General features: G+C 63.7%; 14 protein-coding genes and 1 pseudogene. 3 read left to right on the top strand and 12 right to left on the bottom strand.

Features of this window, described 5'->3' with window-relative positions:
* Positions 1-9: 9 nt before the first annotated feature.
* Genes B586_RS18410 through B586_RS18395 form a run of 4 tightly spaced genes read right to left on the bottom strand, consistent with a single transcriptional unit; the run spans position 10 to position 4,000 of the window.
* Positions 10-1,005 (bottom strand): AAA family ATPase, encoded by a 996-nt coding sequence (locus tag B586_RS18410; protein ID WP_054879186.1) that lies wholly within the window; start codon positions 1,003-1,005, stop codon positions 10-12.
* Positions 1,002-2,168: a DUF4350 domain-containing protein gene (locus B586_RS18405; RefSeq protein WP_211141526.1), complete on the bottom strand. Its 1,167-nt coding sequence runs from the start codon at positions 2,166-2,168 to the stop codon at positions 1,002-1,004. Before B586_RS18405 ends, B586_RS18410 begins: the two co-directional genes overlap by 4 nt.
* Positions 2,150-2,803: a DUF4129 domain-containing protein gene (locus B586_RS18400; RefSeq protein ID WP_054879187.1), complete on the bottom strand. Its 654-nt coding sequence runs from the start codon at positions 2,801-2,803 to the stop codon at positions 2,150-2,152. Before B586_RS18400 ends, B586_RS18405 begins: the two co-directional genes overlap by 19 nt.
* A 24-nt stretch (positions 2,804-2,827) precedes the next feature.
* Positions 2,828-4,000, bottom strand: a complete 1,173-nt coding sequence (locus B586_RS18395) for a DUF7847 domain-containing protein (protein ID WP_236971330.1) — start codon at positions 3,998-4,000, stop codon at positions 2,828-2,830.
* 103 nt (positions 4,001-4,103) lie between these two features.
* Here B586_RS18395 and B586_RS18390 point away from each other — a divergent pair, with 103 nt between their 5' ends.
* Positions 4,104-4,568, top strand: coding sequence for a GatB/YqeY domain-containing protein (locus B586_RS18390; protein ID WP_047316226.1), 465 nt, complete (start codon positions 4,104-4,106; stop codon positions 4,566-4,568).
* Between the two features lie 82 nt (positions 4,569-4,650).
* Here B586_RS18390 and B586_RS18385 read toward each other — a convergent pair.
* Positions 4,651-5,270 (bottom strand): annotated as a pseudogene (locus B586_RS18385) (iron-containing redox enzyme family protein); the annotation flags it as partial.
* Between the two features lie 79 nt (positions 5,271-5,349).
* On the opposite strand from B586_RS18385, the gene B586_RS18380 reads away from it, so the two are divergent.
* On the top strand, positions 5,350-5,907 hold the full coding sequence (locus B586_RS18380; RefSeq protein WP_211141524.1) for a chloramphenicol phosphotransferase CPT family protein: 558 nt from the start codon (positions 5,350-5,352) through the stop codon (positions 5,905-5,907).
* Positions 5,908-5,961: 54 nt separating this feature from the next.
* On the opposite strand, the gene B586_RS18375 is transcribed toward B586_RS18380, so the two are convergent.
* Genes B586_RS18375 through B586_RS18355 form a run of 5 tightly spaced genes read right to left on the bottom strand, consistent with a single transcriptional unit; the run spans position 5,962 to position 10,560 of the window.
* The gene (locus B586_RS18375; RefSeq protein WP_047316228.1) at positions 5,962-8,214 is read right to left on the bottom strand and encodes a SpoIIE family protein phosphatase; all 2,253 of its coding nucleotides are present in this window, start codon (positions 8,212-8,214) and stop codon (positions 5,962-5,964) included.
* On the bottom strand, positions 8,211-8,837 hold the full coding sequence (locus B586_RS18370) for a SpoIIE family protein phosphatase (protein ID WP_054879188.1): 627 nt from the start codon (positions 8,835-8,837) through the stop codon (positions 8,211-8,213). Before B586_RS18370 ends, B586_RS18375 begins: the two co-directional genes overlap by 4 nt.
* The gene (locus B586_RS18365; protein WP_231584656.1) at positions 8,830-9,246 is read right to left on the bottom strand and encodes an anti-sigma regulatory factor; all 417 of its coding nucleotides are present in this window, start codon (positions 9,244-9,246) and stop codon (positions 8,830-8,832) included. The genes B586_RS18370 and B586_RS18365 overlap by 8 nt, the downstream gene beginning before the upstream one ends.
* Positions 9,239-9,637: an STAS domain-containing protein gene (locus tag B586_RS18360; protein ID WP_047316230.1), complete on the bottom strand. Its 399-nt coding sequence runs from the start codon at positions 9,635-9,637 to the stop codon at positions 9,239-9,241. Before B586_RS18360 ends, B586_RS18365 begins: the two co-directional genes overlap by 8 nt.
* Positions 9,638-9,657: 20 nt before the next feature.
* Positions 9,658-10,560 (bottom strand): STAS domain-containing protein, encoded by a 903-nt coding sequence (locus tag B586_RS18355; RefSeq protein WP_054879189.1) that lies wholly within the window; start codon positions 10,558-10,560, stop codon positions 9,658-9,660.
* A gap of 169 nt (positions 10,561-10,729) precedes the next feature.
* Between B586_RS18355 and B586_RS18350 the strand changes: the two genes are divergently transcribed.
* Positions 10,730-11,098, top strand: a complete 369-nt coding sequence (locus tag B586_RS18350) for an STAS domain-containing protein (protein WP_236971328.1) — start codon at positions 10,730-10,732, stop codon at positions 11,096-11,098.
* A gap of 64 nt (positions 11,099-11,162) precedes the next feature.
* Here the strand turns inward: B586_RS18350 and B586_RS18345 are convergent, their stop codons facing one another.
* Complete coding sequence (locus tag B586_RS18345) at positions 11,163-12,542, bottom strand: cytochrome P450 (protein ID WP_054879191.1); 1,380 nt, start codon at positions 12,540-12,542, stop codon at positions 11,163-11,165.
* A gap of 89 nt (positions 12,543-12,631) precedes the next feature.
* Positions 12,632-13,114, bottom strand: a complete 483-nt coding sequence (locus B586_RS18340; RefSeq protein ID WP_047316234.1) for a nitroreductase family deazaflavin-dependent oxidoreductase — start codon at positions 13,112-13,114, stop codon at positions 12,632-12,634.
* Positions 13,115-13,291: the final 177 nt, after the last annotated feature.

Below are 13,291 nucleotides of genomic sequence, written 5' to 3'. Positions count from 1 at the left end.
CGCAGATCACTAGCGGGGCACCGGAACCGACGCCAAAATTCCCTCGAGCACACCGTCGGCTGTGGTGCCTTCAAGCTCGGCTTCGGGGCGCAACATCACCCGGTGCCGCAGCGTCGGACGGGCCATGGCTTTCACGTCGTCGGGAGTGACGTAGTTGCGGCCAGACAACCACGACCATGACCGGGCGGTGGCCAGTAGTGCCGTCGCTCCGCGTGGCGACACGCCCAGCTGCAGCGCGGGGGAGGAGCGAGTGGCCGCGACGATGTCGACGATGTAACCCAGCACTTCGTCGGCGACCAGTACCTGGCGCACCGCCTCGCGGCCGGCCGCTAGCTCGGCTGGCCCGGCCACCGGTTTGATCGCGGACAGATCGTGGGGATCGAAACCGTGTGCGTGCCGGCCAAGGATGCCGATCTCGGAGTCGCGCGACGGCAGGGGCACGCTCAGTTTGACTAGAAAGCGGTCGAGTTGGGCTTCGGGCAACTGATACGTGCCCTCGTACTCGATCGGGTTCTGTGTCGCGGCGACAATGAACGGGTCGGGCAGCGGCTTGGGTTCGCCGTCAACACTGACCTGACGCTCCTCCATTGCCTCGAGCAGCGCTGCCTGTGTTTTGGGTGGGGTGCGGTTGATCTCGTCGGCCAGGAGAAGGTTGGTGAACACCGGACCCGGGCGGAACACGAACGCGGCAGTGCGCGCGTCATAGACCAGCGAACCGGTGACATCACCAGGCATCAGGTCAGGGGTGAACTGGATCCGCTTGAAGTCCAGCTGTAATGCGGCGGCCAGCGCGCGCACCAACAGCGTCTTCGCCACTCCCGGAACACCTTCGAGCAGCACGTGGCCACGACACAGCAGCGCGATCACCAGACCGCTGACCACCCCGTCCTGTCCAACAACGGCCTTGGCGATCTCGGCGCGCAACGCCAGCAACGCCTCACGTGCTGATTCTGAGGGGCCAGGCAATTCAGTACCAGGGGTCTGGGTGGGAGCCGGTTGTGTCACGAGTGGATGACCTGCCTTTCGATTTCGTCAAGTGCACGGGCAAGTTGTAGCAGGTCAGTATCGCTGGCCGGTGGTGGGCCGAATAGGTGGTACCAAACATATTCCGGATGGGCTCCGGTGCGCTGGGCTACCGTCGCCGCTAACGCCGGCGCTGTCGCGTGTGCGCCCAGGCCGAGCCGGGGCAGCAGCCGCTGCAATGTTGCGGCGCGCAGCGCGTCGGCGGCGCGGTCGCGGGCCCGGCGGGATCGGTACAGGCGCCCACGTCCTTCCACCGTCTCCGACGCGCGTACGACGACAGGTAACTCCTCGGCCACCAGCGGACCGATCCGGCGGCCCTTCCACAGCGCCAGCAGCAGCACGACTATCCAAAGCTGCCAGAAGATCCAGGTCACGTTCTGTGGAATCACATCGGAAATCGATGTCGGCGAGGACGTTTCACCCTCAACCTGGTGGGGTGCATACCAAATGAGACGTGGTCGATCGCCAGCAAGGTTCATCGCCAGTGCGGCATTGCCGGCTTTTAACAAGCCCTCATTGGTCATGAAGTCGGTACTACCGACCACTGTGATGATTCGCCCGCTGTCCCGATACCGGAGCAGCACGCCGTCATAACAGCTGGTTACCGTCAGGCCGCCGTTGGCCTGGTAGCTGTCGCTTGGCCCGAATCGAACTGATCCGGCTCGATTAGCTTCCCGCAATGTGCAATTCGGGTTGTTGTCGAAGGTGCTGGCACCCTTGATGCGTAGCTGCGGTGTCAGGGCCTCGCGGGTTCGTGCTGTCGGCTCCACTAGCAGGAAATCGCCGGGGGCCGTCGCCAGCCGGTTCAGCATCGTGGCATCGGTTAGGTACTGACTCTGTGCCACCAGTGTCAACGTGTCGGAGCGAGCCGCCCTACCGACATCATCGATGGTGTCGGCCACGATGACCTCGACGCCGTTGTCGCGCAGCAGCGTTGCTAGCGCGTGGGCGCCGTCGGGGCCAGTGGACGCCGGATCCATCCGCAGCCCGGGCCGCGGGGCGGTCAGGTAAGCGCTGAGCGCGCCCAGCGCCGCGAGCACAACCAGCGTAAGCACCACCCAGCGCCATGATCGCCGTCGCCGGTCAGCAGCCGCGGATTCAGGACGTGCCGCCGCATCGACCGTCATCACCGGACCTGCGCCCATGAGTCGAACGCGGCGGGCTGCGTGGCGGCTGACGGTACGGCTGGTGGTCGCGACTGCAGATGGTCGTCGAGGTCGGTGATCATCTGGTAAGCGGCTTGAGTTCCGGGTCGGTCGCCGAAGGTGACGTCGTTGAATATCGTTGCAGCCTGCGATAATTCGTCTGCAAGGTGAGCCAATGCCGTAGCAGCGTCATGGGCCAGCTCGTTCGCGGTGCGGCCGGGGGCTGGGTTGAGCACGCCATTCTCTTCGAGCTGGCGGGCTACGGCGCGCAACCGGTGTCGAATTGCTGCTGCCCAATTTTCCTCCGCCGCATAGCCTTCAGCGGTCACCCGATGTTGGGCTGCGGTGAGCTGGGCGACGTCGAACAACCGATGGTCGCCGCCGCGGTTGGTGCGCATGGTGCGCCGTGCGACGTGAATGGCGACTACGGCCGCGATGACCAGCAGCATGAGCAGCACCGTGGTGGTGAACCGCCCGCCCGGGATCGAGGACGTTTTCTCCAGCAGCCGGTACAACAGTTCGTTAATCCATTCGTCGAATTGTTGTGCCGTAGAAGCCTTGCTATAGATCGGTTTGGCGAGCTCGTTCTGTGCGGCCTGGTGTGCGGCATCGCGGTCGATGTCGATGGAAGGCACTGTCAGTTAATCCTCGCTCAGTTCTTACCAGGGCCGGGTTAGCCAGAGGTTGTCGGTGGATGCGACCGCGTAGGGTCCGCCGGCGGCCCCGGTCTGCAGCACCAGGTCGAATGCTTCGGCGCGCATTCGGCGATCGGTGTAGAGCAGCACGATGACTCCGGCGTTGAATGGCGCGGTGATGATCTGGCCGATTGCTGACCCGATGGACGTGATTGTGGTGCCCAAGAGCAGGATGCCGGTGGACGTGGTCCCGGCCAGCAGCAGATTCTCGGCGATGGCGAACGGTATTGCGACCGCGTCGGCAACAACGGTCGCCACGAGGAATGTCAGCAGCCGGATGCCTAGCACCCGCCAGAAGCTATTGCGAACCAGCGCAAAGGATCTAGTGATCGCGACGATGACTGGGAGTCTCTCCAGCACAATGAGCACGGGTGCGAACAACACCACGGTGTACAGGTACACCAGCAATGCGATCATGGCCAGCACGACCGGGAAGCCCACAAGCAGAGCTAACGCTACGTGACCGACCGCGGCCACGATCGCGACGACTATCGCCACCAGCCCGACTAGAGTCGCCACTGCGGCGGCTTCCAACACGGCCAGGCCCAGCAAGGCAAGCAGCCGGCCACGAATCTTGGCCCACGTCTCGCGGATGGTGATTGACGATCCGAATACTGCCCGCCCGACGATGACGGTGAGCATTCCGCTCAGCAGCATGCCGCCCAGCCACGTGACCAGGACGCTGGCAGTCATGGAGGCTGTCCACGCACCCACGACGCCCAATGTCAGCTCGTTGTGTCGATGGGTGGATATCCTGCCGTAGGCCTCCAATGGCCCGAGCGTGGCGACCAGGGTGATGGTCTGCATGACCACAACCACCATCGCAGTCAATCCCAGTGTCGCCTTGGGATTGGCGCGGATGTAACTGACCGCGCCGTTGAAGATGTCACTCAGGGTCAACGGCCGCAGCGGGATAATCCCGGGTTTGGCCACTCCCGGGACCGGCCCATAGCCGGGCGGCGCCCCGTGCCCCAATGCTGGGCCGTAGCCAAACGGCCCGCTGTAACTGGGCGGCGTGGGATACCCCAGCGCAGGATAGGCGGCCGGCGGATACCCGGGCGGCCCGGGCGATGGGCCCACCGGATAGCCAGGGGGCGGCGTGCTCACTGTGGGGTAGCCGCCGTGGTCGTTGGTCATGGCTCCATAGTGTCGGCGGTCGGTGCTTTTCTCAACGTCTGTTCATGCAGGTCTGCTGCTGTCGGATAATTTCGCAAGTGATGTGGCGGGTAGCGTCTGGGGGATGGCCGAACTCAAATCCCGGCTCCGGGCGGACTTGACCGGGGCGATGAAGACCCAGGACAAGTTGCGAACCGCGACTCTGCGCATGCTGCTGGCCGCGATACAGACCGAGGAACTCTCTGGCAAACAGGCGAGAGAGCTCTCCGACGACGAGGTTATCAAGGTGCTGGCCAGAGAATCCCGCAAGCGTGGCGAGTCCGCCGAGATCTACACCCAAAACGGGCGCGGTGAGCTCGCCGCCAACGAGCACGCCGAGGCGCGGATCATCGACGAGTACCTGCCGACGCCGCTCACGGAAGCTGAGTTGGCCGACGTCGCCGACACCGCGATCGCCGAGGTGGCCGAGAAACTCGGGCATCGACCCAGCATGAAGGAGATGGGGCTGGTAATGAAGGCGGCCACCGCGATCGCGGCAGGAAAGACTGACGGGGCGCGCTTGTCCACGGCGGTCAAAGAGCGCCTCTAGTCAACAGATCACCCGCGTGTTGGCGTCTGGTGCTGGATCCGCGGTGCGAGTCAGTGTCAAAACTGTTGTGCCAAGGGAGTTCCCTGCTCCCGAATACGACTCCGCGGTCGAGCTGCGGCTCGCGAGCGACGAGGTCGCCGACCACGTAGCGCACCATCTGTTCATGTACCGCGTCGGCCTCCACGTGCTCGCGGTAGAACGTGATACAGGCGGGCGGTGCGTCCATCCGCTGCAGAGCCTGGACCATCCGTCGAGAGCCTGGCGGCGAGGTGATTTCCGTCGACGCGAAGTGCCCAATTGCGGCGCCGCGCATCCAGCGATGCAAGCCGAATAGCGACATTAGGTTCACCGCGTCACTAGCGATTCCGCGGGAACGACGTCGAGATAGCCCAGATACGCCGAATCCAGATCGGCCGCGGCCAATAGATCAGCGAAGAGCTGTTGGTACAGCCTCGGGCCGTGCCCCGCGGGGGGTTCGATTGGACCGACGTCGTGGCGCACGCCTGCCAAGAAAGCCCGCTCCAATTCCGCACGTAGCTACAGGTCGAGGCCGTAGGGGTCCGAATCACGTGCGGATGCGCTGATGCCGGCGAGTTGGTTGCGTGGCGCGGGGCGGGTCAAGATGCGACGCACGGCCGTCGATAGCGGTCCGTTTGCCGCCGGCAGGAAGGGCTCGGCCTGGGTAATCGATGCGTGAGTCACATTCGTCTGGTACCCGCTGCGCGTCCACGCAAACGGTTTGCTCGTGCGGTAGCGTCGGAGGAGCTCATATGATCACGGCGTGACCGCACGCTATGACGTGATCTTTCTGCATGGCGGCTCCAGTTCAGGAAAGACGGGCATCGCTCGGTGCCTGCAAGCGCTCCTGCCTCGACCGTGGTTGCGCACCGGAGTCGACGTCTTGCTTGACACCATCCCAGCGCGCCTGCAGGGAGCCGAGGACGGCATTCGCTTCCGTCCCGACGGCGGGATCGAGGTGGGTGCGGCGTTTCGGCAACTCCGCCACGCCTGGCGAGCTGGCGTGGTGGCCACCGTGTGTGCCGGTGTTCCCATGATCATCGATGAGGTTTTCCTGCGAGGCTGCGCCGAACAACTCGAATGGCAGCAGGCTCTTGCTGGTCTTCGCACGCTGTGGATCGGGGTGCAGTGTGCAGCTGATGTCGCCGAAGGACGAGAGCTAGCCCGTGGCGACCGCGTAGTGGGCATGGCCCGCGCGCAAGCCGTCCTAGTCCACGCCGGCGTTAGCTACGATCTGGTAGTTGACACCACCCACACCGAAGCCCTGGAATGCGCTCAGCGGATTGTCAACGAGCTCAACGAGACAACAAGCCAGCTCTGACTAACTACCTCGTATGGCGGTGACTGCATCGAAATCAGTTGTGCTGCTGTTTTTTCAGTGAGTGACCGGCTCGGCTGCCGCCGGCAGTTGAAAGCGGATATCGAGCGTGGTTCCGGGTGGGGACTTGTCCAGTTCTACCGAGTCGCTGATGGTCCTGATTAGTATCAAGCCTCGTCCGCCGCTCCTCGGGTCGACGGCCGGTTCCTTCCACGAACCGGAATCGGCCACCCGAGCGTGGACTTCGCCATCGACGGCCTCGACTTCGATCAGCATTGTCCCGACATTATGTCCGCGGTATGCGTGCTCGACGCTGTTGGTGCATGCTTCGTTGACAGCGAGCACGATGTCGGCTGCCAGTGCATCGGGAACGCCAGCGGCCAGCAGCCACCGGGCAAGCCGGTGCCGGATCGTCGCTAATTTATCAGGGGAGGCATCGCTTTCGATTCGAAGCGGCGCCTGTTGGTGTCGGTATATCACCATCGCGACATCGTCGTCATATCCCGCCGTTGGAGCCAGCTCGCGAAGCACCGCATCTGCCACGGCATTTAGCGGCAACTTCATCGTATCTACTAATGCGTTTGCTGCGCGGGCGATTCCGTCGTCTATCGACTCGTGCTTTCGCTCGACCAAGCCGTCGGTGAAGAGCATCAGTGTCGAGCCAGACGGTAGTATCTGAAAGGCTTGCGGACGAGGTTCATCGCGGCGGACCGCGAGCGGCACGGACGTGGCACCGGTCAATACCGCTGTGCCGACGCCGGAACCGGACCCCGACCCAACCCCAGCGAGCACGGCGGGCATGTGGCCAGCGTTGCTGTACTGCAGGATCCCGGATTCGGTATCCAGGGTCGCCAGGAACACCGTGGTGCAGTACGCATTTGGAATGAGCGATGCCGCCGAGTCCAGTTGTTCGAGTAACACTGCGGGTTGGGCGCCGGTGAGCAACAGCGCGCGCGCAGAACTGCGTAACTGGCCCATGATCGCGGCGGCTGGCAAACCGCGACCTACACAGTCGCCGACCACGATGCCGATGCGGTGATCGTCGACCGACAGCACGTCGTACCAGTCGCCCCCGATTTCCAACGGTGGGACAGCGGGTTCGTAACGCACCGTAAAACCCGGCGGCGGTTCGACGGGCGGCAGCAACGCGCGCTGCAACGTCATCGACGTCTCGCGCGCACTTTCGAACTGACGGACGTGCTGCATGGCCAGACTGAGGTGGCCGACGAGTACCGTGATCAGCAGCCGATCCTCCGCGCTGACCCAGCGAGGCACGCGAAGCTCCAGCCATAGCGCGACGTCCCCGGCGCCGGAGAGCATCGCGACCAATCCTTGTGCCTTACCCGGAGAGTCCGGCCGCTCGACCGTCTTGGCTGTCAATGGCAACTGGTGGCGTGCATCTTGAAGTGTCCTTCGCAACCACGGATCGAGTTCGCGCCACGTCGACTCGGAGCCCTCGCCCGCCACCTGGATGGTCGGCTCGCCTTGAAAATGCTGGTCCGGCGGCCACATGACCGCGATCACGCGCTGCACGTCGACCGCTGCTCGGCACTCGTCGAGCGTGATCGACAGCACCTCCGCCACGCTTTTGGCCACAGCCACGGCCGTAGCCAGGCGCAGGACTGCGCTTTCCCGAGCCGCAAACGCGCGTTCCGCGGTGATGTCGCGCACCGTCCCCACGTAGAAATCTTGATCGACTCCCGTTCCCCGGACCACATTGATGCTCACCGTCACCCACACGAGATGGCCGTCTCGATGGCGGATCGGTGTCTCGTACTCGGCGCTACCGTGCTTACGGACCAAGGTTTGTTGTTGGCTCGCCGCCTTTGTGTCCACCAACCACGGGTGGGGCCAGGGGTAGGGCACACCGTCCGCCGGATAGCCGATGATCTCAGCCAAGGCGTCATTCAATTCGACTACCGTACCCTCGTGATCGGCAACAAAGAACCCATCCTGCAAGGCATTCACCAGGGCGGTGCGGAACTTGTCGCGATCGGCGAGACCCTCGGCCCGGGCGCGCTGTTCCGCGTAACGTTTGGTGCCGTCGAGAAATCCCCGAGTTGCCACGTCGAGCGGCGCGAGGGCCTGCAACAGAAATTCCAGTGCGATCAGCGTGTCGACTCGGGCGTCCTTGGAGAGTTCTAAGATCAGCTGGACGTGATGCTCGATGATATCGAGCATGCTGATCCGTTCTTGCAAGGCTCGGCGCCCCAGCTCATGGCCGACGGCCAGGCTGTCCTCATCACGTGCAGTCAGATAGGACTGCAGCGCGGCGAAGTAACGGGCGTGAAAGTTGTCGGTGTCGGTCATCTCGAGGCACCTCGATGACGTGCGGCCAGCACCATCGCGTCGTCGGTTTCCTTGGCATGTTTACCCAGGATCTGTTCGGCTATAACCATCGTGGAGGCAGCAAAATCGATATTGTCCAGGTAATCGTCGGAAATGCCGTCGCTGGTAATGATGAGTAGGTCGCCGGTGCGCATCGAAACCACTTGTGCGGGTGAAATTTCCGGTATCCGGTAACCGACGATGCCGGCGGCCAGGCGCGCCGACGACCGGACGTAGATTCCGCGGGCAGTCTTGGCGACGAGGTTGGCGGTAACGTTTCCCACCCCTGTCCAGGACAGCATGTTGGTGTCGAAATCGACGCGCGCCAGGGTCATCGTGGCGCCCCGGGTGCGGCCCAGCACACGGTGACAGAGTTGGACCAAGACTTCGAGCCGTTCCTGGTGGGCGCGCTCCAAGGCCTCCATCGCGGCCAGTGCGGCGCCAGCGGCAGCCGGCCCGTGACCGAGCCCGTCGAGCACGCCGAACAGGGCAGCCCCACCCTCGACGCCGACTGCTATCGACCGGTCGCCACACAGTTGCTCCCCGGGCCGTGGACGTCCCGCCGTCGCCCACTCGATAGGCCCCAGTCGGCCGTGACTATGCATGAGCCGGAACCCATTTCCACATCTCGACGACAGTTCCGTGGCCGAGTGCGGATTCCACCATCAGCCGGTCCATCAGGCGGCGGGCCCCAGGCAAGCCCAGGCCCAGCCCGCGCGCGGTCGAGTAGCCGTCTTCCATTGCACGCTCGATGTCGGCGATGCCGGGACCATCGTCCTCGGCGCGGACCACCAACGCCTTGCGGCCCTCCCGGTCCTCGACCGCAACCCGAACCAAACCGTGGCCGGCGTAGCTGGTGATATTGCGTGCGACTTCTGAAATTGCCGTGGCGATCATGGTGACATCCGTCAAGGAGAACCCGAGATCAAGCGCGAGTTGATGTCCGGCCTTGCGCGCCGCGACAATGTCGTCGGGGTTGTCTATGTCAACGACCACAACTCCTGGGTCATCCACCACCGTCGCGCCCGATCGTTGATTTCGCCGACTTTGGAAGTCGCATTTGCCGATTCAGCAGCGCGATTCCTTCTTCTAGGTCCAACGCGGTGTTCATGTCGTCGAACTCGAGGCCGAGTTGGACCATCGCAAACGCTACCTCTGGCTGCAGACCCACAATCACGGTGTTTGCCCCCCGCAGCCGCGTCATGTGTGCGATCGTCCGCAGCGATCGGGCCGCAAAAGAATCCATCACATCGATGGCGGTGACGTCGACAACGATCCCCTGTGCGCGGAACCGGCTCACTTGTTCCATGAGATCGTGCCGAAGCCGCTCGGTGTCGGAGTCGGTGAGCGCGGCCTGCACCGAGGCGATAAGAATCGCGCCCTGTTTCAGGATTGGTACTGGCATGGGGTGCCCGTGCTATGCGTTCACCCGGTGGCCTCGCCAGCGCGCGTGACCTCGTAACCCAGCAGGCGTTCGGCTTCTTCGATACCGCCTTGCAGGTCACCGACCGCGTTCATCTTCGACAAATCCAATCCGATCGTCACCAGCGTTAGGGCAATTTCGGAGGACAGTCCGGTGATGATCACGCTTGCCCCCATCAACCCCGACGCGTCGACGGTCTGCACCAGGTGGTTTGCCACCGTCGAGTCAATGGTGGGCACACCTGTGATGTCGATGACGACGACTTTTGCGCGATTGGCTCGGATGGCGCGCAGCAGCTGTTCGGTGACCTGCCGCGCGCGCTGACTGTCGAGCACGCCGATGATTGGCAAAATCAGCAGCTGCTCACGCACCTGCAGCACTGGCGTTGATAGCTCGCGAATTGCCTCCTGCTGCTGGCGGATGATCCGCTCGCGTTCCTGCACGAAGCTGACGGCCACGGTATTGGCGATGCGGTTGGCCGCCGGCTCGTAGGCGTCCAGCACCCGGTTGAGCATGTCGAACTCGGTCTGGTACTTCTCGAACAGCGAGCGCGCGAGCACGTCACGCAGCAGCAGCACGATCCCGATCACCTCGTCCGTCTCCACACCCCGCGGGATAATGCGCTCTGACAGGTCGCGCGCGTAGGCCTGCAACGCCTCGACGCTACCGGTCTCGAGTACCTCGACATAATTGTCGTACACCGCGGTAGCTTCCGAAAACAGCTCTTCCGGTGTCATCGCGGTGAGCAATTTGGCCTCGGTAATTCTGCGGGCCCACTCTTCGCGCAGCGCGGTTCGATTGCGCCGCAAATGCTGGACCAGCTGTGGCAGCAAACCCTCGGTGGAAACGCTGACTGTCTGGGTGGCGGCGTTGGTACTGCTGCGATCCGTCGGCGAATCAGACATGTGGCCTCCCCAGGCCTCCAAATGCGTGTCGCGCTCTGCAGGGCGCGTGCTATAACGCGAGACTAGCCTGGGCCGCGCTAATGCGGAGTGTTGAGGTGTTCGTCTTCTCGCAGTTCGCAACGCGGGTTAGGCTTGCAGCACACCTAAAGACCCGGACAAAGGATCGCCATTGTCAGCACCTGATTCCATTACCACCGTGGTTGCGGACCACGACGGGGTGTCCGTGGTCAGTGTCAGCGGCGAAATCGATTTGGTTACCGCGCCGGCGTTGGAGCAAGCCATCGGCGCAGTGCTTGCGGACAGTCCGACGGCGCTGGTCATCGACCTGTCCGGGGTTGAGTTCCTCGGTTCGGTGGGGCTGAAGATCCTGGCGTCGACCTACGAAAAACTCGACAAATCCATCGAGTTTGGGGTGGTGGCACGTGGTCCGGCGACCAGAAGGCCGATCCATCTGACCGGTCTGGACAAGACATTTGCGATGTACCCGACGCTGGACGACGCGTTAACCGCCGTGCGGGACGGCAAGTTCAACCGCTAGCGCCGCGTGCGCCGAGATTTCCCGGTCGGTGTCGCTTCGATCAGCGACACGTTACCGCCGCGTGTCACGCCTGGTATTGCGGTCCATCGTCTGCGTGGTTGCGCCGCGACACCAGCCGCATTGGTACCGGACCGCGGGGCCGCAAGGTGATCTCCGCTTGCGCGGTGGGCATACCGCTAGATACCAGATCCAGGCGATATTCTTGGGTGATGCTGGCCAACAACAGTTTGGCCTCAAACATTGCGAAGCCAGCGCCCACACATATGCGGCGCCCGCCGCCAAAGGGCATAAACGCGTACCGGGGCCGGTCTGTGTCGGTCAGGAAGCGCTGTGGATCAAAACCTTCAGGGTCTGGCCAGAACTCCGGGTGCCTGTGCAGCAAATACGGTGGTACCACGACTGTTGTTCCGGCAGTAACCGGAATTCCGGCGACGTCGTCGACGTCGATGGCGTCGCGCTCTAGGGTCCACGCAGGCGGATAAAGCCGCATCGCTTCGTTGATGACCGCTTCGGTGAAACAGAGTCGATCGACGTCGTCGGCGTCGGCGGGGCGGCGGCCGGCGAGCACGTCGTCGGCCTCGGCCTCCAACCGACGCCGGGCGGCGGGGAAGCGGGACAGCAGCGCGAGAGCCCAGGTGAGCGCGTTGGAGGTGGTTTCGTGGCCGGCAAGCATCAGCGTCAGCACCTCATCGCGGAGCTCGGCGTCATCGAGTGTGGAATTGCCGCGATCGCCCGCGGTGAGCAGGAGGTCGAGCAGGTCACCGCCGCCGCGACGCGGTTGGGAGCGGCGCTGAGCGATGATCTCGGACACGATGCCATCGAGCCTGTTGGCGGGGCCAGCGACGCCGGGTATGCGGCGCAGCCACCCCCAGCTGAGCCGTTGCGGCGTGGCGCCTGCTAGCAGCACTCCGACGACCGTCGCATGTTGCACGGCGGCCAGAGCGTCGCCAACCCGCTGCGCGAAGCCGCCTAGCGGCGCGCCGAACAGCACTCGGCCGACGATCTCGAGGGTAAGGGCACGCATCTGGGCGGACACATCGACGATGTCGCCGTCGCGCCACATGGCCGTGCGGTGTTGGGCTGCCGCCACGATGTCGGGGGCGAACCCGCTGAGCTGACGGCGGGCGAAGACCGGCTGGATGATGCCGCGGTGCCGCTCCCATATCTCTCCCTCGCTGGTCAATAGCCCGGAGCCGAGGAAGGCGCGCAGCGGGCGATAGGTGATTGCCTTGACGTAGTTGCGCTGGTGCGCCACTAAGACATGTTCGGCATGTTCAGGCCGGCTTAGCAGCAACAGTGGCCGGTTGCGGCGAAATGGGATGCGCACCGCGTCGCCATAGGCTCGCTGAAGTCCGAGGTAGGTGGCCAGTGGGTTGCGGACCATGCGTGCCCACCATCGCAGCGCCTCGGCGCCACTGGGCCCGGGAACAGTCCCGCATTTCATCCGTTGTCCTAACTTTCCGGGCTACCAGACGACCCACGCCATTGCCTGTTTGCCCTCAGTTCGCATCCGGGCATCGCGGACCTGTCGGCTTAGGGCCGTGGGACGAATCGGATGAATGGCAGGTGCCTCCCCACCGCTTGGAAGTCGGCCTCGGAGCCATCGACCGAGAAGCCGAGCACCCGGGGGAGCAGATATTTCGCGGCCCTGCGGTGTTTCATCCCATACCTGGCAAAGGTTTCCGCGCCTTCGTCCTTGGTCAGCTGCACCGCTGTCACCGGTATGGTTCGCTGGCCGACCTGTATCGTGACCTCGGGCATGTGTACGACGTTGCGGTACCACGCGGCGGTCGGCCCCCATCCCGACGCGACGACAAAGCTGTCATCGGCTGGATCATGTTCGGCAACTTCGAGGATCGTTTGACGCTGTTTCCCCGATACTCGCCCGACATGACGAAGAAGCAACAGGCGTTGCCCGAATATCGGGCCGAGCCCCGCGCGATACAGGTAGATCGGAACGCGAAACAGCAACCGGGTCAACCCTGTTGGCGGGTGGACATTCTTGACGATCTGCACGATTCCGTCCTTTCAGCAACCGACTACGGCCGCTTCGCATGCGACGGCAACGACCGCCCGGGGCAGCCGCGACCAATTCTCGCCATTGGCGGGCGCCAATTCCACTATCGACTCTATTGCAACTATTGCCTAGAGCTATAGTAAGCCCCAACAGCGTCCGAAGCGTGGTCCAACGGG

The sequence above is a fragment of the Mycobacterium haemophilum DSM 44634 genome, assembly GCF_000340435.2.
GTDB lineage: Bacteria > Actinomycetota > Actinomycetes > Mycobacteriales > Mycobacteriaceae > Mycobacterium > Mycobacterium haemophilum.
This window is presented reverse-complemented; position numbering and strand designations above follow the sequence as displayed.